This is a genomic window from Hydrocoleum sp. CS-953, assembly GCF_002260545.1.
Taxonomy (GTDB): domain Bacteria; phylum Cyanobacteriota; class Cyanobacteriia; order Cyanobacteriales; family Microcoleaceae; genus Trichodesmium.
The window spans coordinates 1-4,173 of sequence record NZ_LGSU01000669.1 but is presented as its reverse complement, the minus strand read 5'-3'; the positions used below and the strand labels follow the sequence as shown (position 1 = coordinate 4,173).

Below are 4,173 nucleotides of genomic sequence, written 5' to 3'. Positions count from 1 at the left end.
TTTATATCATGTCCGCTGGTATCGGAGCGTGTAAACCTAACCGTTAATATCTATGGGAAATTTAAGTTGTTTTGTGCTTTTAACCCTTCTGTCCTAGATAACTAAAGCCTTCTTTCTTCTTTCTTCTTCCTTCTTCCTTACCCTTACCTTACAAGACCGATGCTACCGGACATGATATGAATCTATTAGTAGTGGAGTGACAGATATTCAGTGGTGCGTTACGACAGATTTTTCAATACATGACAGCGAGTGATTGTAAGCTGTCTAACGCACCCTACTGGAATGTTTCAACTAAAATAGTGCATTAGGGAATCAGGTTCTGTAGGGGCGGGTTTAACCATAGGGACGTTTTGCTGCGCGACATGTTTGCGGAGCATTCCGGAACGGAAAACGCATTTTTGCCTGTGCAACGTCCGTACAACGAGTTTTCACATTTAGTCAGATAAACCCGCCCCCAATGATATCACGCACCGTCCTAGGGGGTGGGTTTATGTAAATCTTAGAGTAAGCATGAAAGTTTCCGTTGAAACCCGCCCCTACTATTGTACCATTTTAGATGAAATAATCCACTACTGCTCCGTCAAACTTGACACTCCACTACATTAAGCAGACATGATANATCGCTTCCCCAATAACAGTCCGCATACCTTCACTAGAGTGCCACCATTTCTGAGGGTTATAACCTTTGGGTTCAAGAGCAATCACACCTACCTGAATATCTGGACTAAAAACATTCCGATAAATCATCCAGCTACGACGAGCGTGGGGTCCTAAAGAATAGATATTGATAGAGCTTACTTTGAGATTAGAAGTTTCTAGCCATTCTTTCACTGCTGTAGCAGAAGCAGTAGTGCGATATTTGGTAACTTGAGGAGTGGGTACAGCAACTACTCGCTCTGGATCGACACCCCAAATAATCAAAGTTGCGGCTGTTAGTTCGGCAAAGTTGTCATATTCTGATAGATAAAATCCCTTACCTATGGGGGTACCTGTGGTAATTAATTTTTGATAAGCACCCCGATTAAATTCTGCGATCGCCGATTTTACTGCATAGTCTGACATCCAACCTTCAACTATTAATAAATCAGCTTTTATAGGAGAGTTTACTGCTAAGAATGAATAAATATTAAAGCAGCACATCACAATCAGAAAGATAATTAATCCTAGAATTAATATCCATAACTGAATTGTTGAAGTTAATTTTTCTAGCCACTCTAATAGGTAATTTTTGAATGGCTTTAGTTGGTTATTTTTCAGTGACATTCATATATAGCTGAAGTCAGTAGGGATGAATACTCATTCACCCCTACATTCTTGCGGTATAGTATTTTCAAATGAGATGTAAATTTAGAATATTTTTTTTCCTTTTTGACTATTCCCTATTCCCTATTTCCTGTTCCCTCTTTAGATGTAAATATTCAAAAACACTCTTATCTCCAATATCTGGAGGTATTGGTTGAAATGCCTTTCGGATAGCAAAAATTATAAATAGAAAAGCCCAAATTCCTAATAAAAATTCTTTCATTTCAATTGATAAAAAACCAACTAAATGAGACAGGAGTAAAAAGGGTACTAAAGGTGTGAGTAACTTAGTTTCTAGACGGTTAAAGCAAAAAGCTTCTTTGAAATAAATACCAGTTAAAGCAGCAAAGGTAAAACCTACGCCAAAAATAGTGACTGGATTGTTGTAAACTATTAAGGCAAGGGACTCACTACTGTTAATTGCTAAGATTACCGTGGTAATGGCCCCTATTAGCCAAAATAGCTGGAGTATTCTGTGTAAGGTGGCCATATAAATATGAATAGTGGCCAAACTTATGCCTAAAGCTAGACAAAAACAGCCAATTAGGGGCGTAAGTGCTTGAATAACGGTTGGATTATTACCTTGCCATAAGACTAGGACACTGCCTAATGCAAAACTAAGGGCAGCTATCATTAAGCCAGTACGGTAAATAATTACACCCAGGCGATCGCTTTTAGTTATGGTAAAATCTCCGAACTGTCCTTGATAAACTATTGGTTCTGGAGATTCTAGTATTTGTGTCATAGTTTACTCGTAAGATAGATTAACTGAATTTTTTTTATTCTATATATTCTTTAATCATAAACCTGGATAAGTTCAACAATTAATAATTAATAATTAATAATTAATAATTACCTCTTCTTTTCAAAGAGAGGATTGATTTAAAGGAAAATTTTTTCTTCTCTTGGTCGATTGGATATGGCGAGGTCTCCTCGCCATCCCTCTACCGCTTGTTTCTCCTTTAAAGGAGAGGCTTTAAACCTTAATTATTCGGTAACAACTTTATGGCAAAATCTAATCAACGACAAAATAAAAATAAGTCTCAACCTGATACCAGAAACCTTAAACCAATCGAAATTGATGAGACTATTATATCAGCGAAAAATGCTAAAGTGAATGGTGGAGAAAATCTAACGATAACTGTACCTATTGAAGATTTTTTACAGCGGATAGGTGCTTTTCAAGGGATGGAAAAAGAAGATGAAGCAGAACAAATTCATTGGGAAGTTTTTGAACAAAAATTGGAGGAAATTCTCGGCACTACAAATCTAGAAGTTAATCTGACTAATTTAAAAAAGTATTTAAAATATCTGAAGCAAAATCTGACAATTCCTTGTTTAGTTACAGGTATGGAAGAATTTGAATGGGAAGAACATTATACAATGGGTCCAGGAAGTAAAAAAGAATATCAAAAGCTAAAAAAGACACAACCATCTTACACAGATCAATTTAATCTGTTAAAATTAGATAATATATTAGATGTGGAATACGGAATTTTTGCTGTATTGGAACGGACTACAGATAATCGAAAGTTTACATTGCCACTAGCTGATTTAGAAACTGTTGTAGAAGATTCTATTAATGGTGAATTATTAGAAGATTATTCGATGTGGTTTTTTACTTATTGTGAGTGAAGTTGTTATACCATGTCTGGTTGTAGTTATTGTTATAAATAAATAGCTAGGAGTCAGGAGTCAGAAGTGAAGATAAGAGAGTTTTAATGTACAAAGAGGAGAAAGTTTTTTTATTGCTAATTATCCGGACATGATTTTATATATAGATACTCTAAAATAGCAAAATAGCAAATAATATTATGTTTGCTTGAATACTTATAAATAGTAGTAGGGGCAATTTCCTACGGAATACTTTCCTTCGGAATGCTCTGCAAACGTAAACGCGTAATTAGGGGCATTCCGGCACGGAAATTGCCCCTACAGTAGTTAGGAGAGAAAAGGCTTTGTTGGATAAAAGTAGCGATAGAGCATCCATTCCGCAGCTATAGCAATGAGCGCTGGTATATTTACAAATTGTAGTAGGGGCCAAGCAGCTCAAAGTCTTATACTATCGGCAATTTCTTCCCCCTGTNTTTACAAATTGTAGTAGGGGCCAAGCAGCTCAAAGTCTTATACTATCGGCAATTTCTTCCCCCTGTTGCCTGTAGCAATAGTGCCTGTTCCCGGAGCACAGCGCTATATATCCCTCTCTTTCGGGATTATTGATGTTCTATTCATCTATTGGACAATAGTTATTGCTCTGCTGAGAAAGCGTTTCGGCTGTCGCCGACATGGAAAGCGGAGCATTCCGTCAGGAAAAGGCTTTTCAAGTGCGGCAGCTATATCGGTCTCTTTCGCAATTATTGATGTTCTATTCATCTATTGTCCAATAGTTAGGGCTGGCAAATTAAACCTCAAAGCTTTAATTTGCAAAAGTTTCAGCCCCCTCCCACATCCACATTGATGTTCTATTCATCTATTGTCCAATAGTTACAGCAGTTTCCGCNAAGCTTTAATTTGCAAAAGTTTCAGCCCCCTCCCACATCCACATTGATGTTCTATTCATCTATTGTCCAATAGTTACAGCAGTTTCCGCACGTTATTATTGTATAGCGCTACTTGAGTCGGGAATAGGGAATAGGGAATAGGGAATAGTAAACTGTCAAAGGATTTCAGGATGCGCGAAATGTCCGCGCTCTTTGCTTCGACTGCTATACATATGCCGAGCAAGTGCGGCAGCTATATACTTTCATGCAACAAAATGTGATATTATCTGGATATATAGCAATCATATTTCAGTTGTGAGATTTTAGCAGTACTTAGGAGTCAGGAGTCAGGAGTCATATAAAATCCGGTTGAATAGTTATTGTATAGTTG

General features: G+C 37.2%; 3 protein-coding genes. 1 reads left to right on the top strand and 2 read right to left on the bottom strand.

Annotated elements, in window-relative coordinates; all coding sequences use genetic code 11:
- Positions 1-1,372 precede the first annotated feature (1,372 nt).
- Positions 1,373-2,047 carry a DUF2301 domain-containing membrane protein gene (locus AFK68_RS07615; RefSeq protein WP_094672236.1) on the bottom strand — a complete coding sequence of 225 codons (675 nt, stop codon included), beginning with the start codon at positions 2,045-2,047 and terminating at the stop codon, positions 1,373-1,375.
- A 260-nt stretch (positions 2,048-2,307) separates the two neighbouring features.
- Here AFK68_RS07615 and AFK68_RS07610 point away from each other — a divergent pair, with 260 nt between their 5' ends.
- Entirely contained in the window at positions 2,308-2,937 is a 630-nt protein-coding gene (locus tag AFK68_RS07610) for a hypothetical protein (RefSeq protein ID WP_094672235.1), read from the top strand.
- Positions 2,938-3,534: 597 nt separating this feature from the next.
- On the opposite strand, the gene AFK68_RS36415 is transcribed toward AFK68_RS07610, so the two are convergent.
- Complete coding sequence (locus AFK68_RS36415; protein WP_168186363.1) at positions 3,535-3,675, bottom strand: hypothetical protein; 141 nt, start codon at positions 3,673-3,675, stop codon at positions 3,535-3,537.
- Between the last annotated feature and the right edge of the window lie 498 nt (positions 3,676-4,173).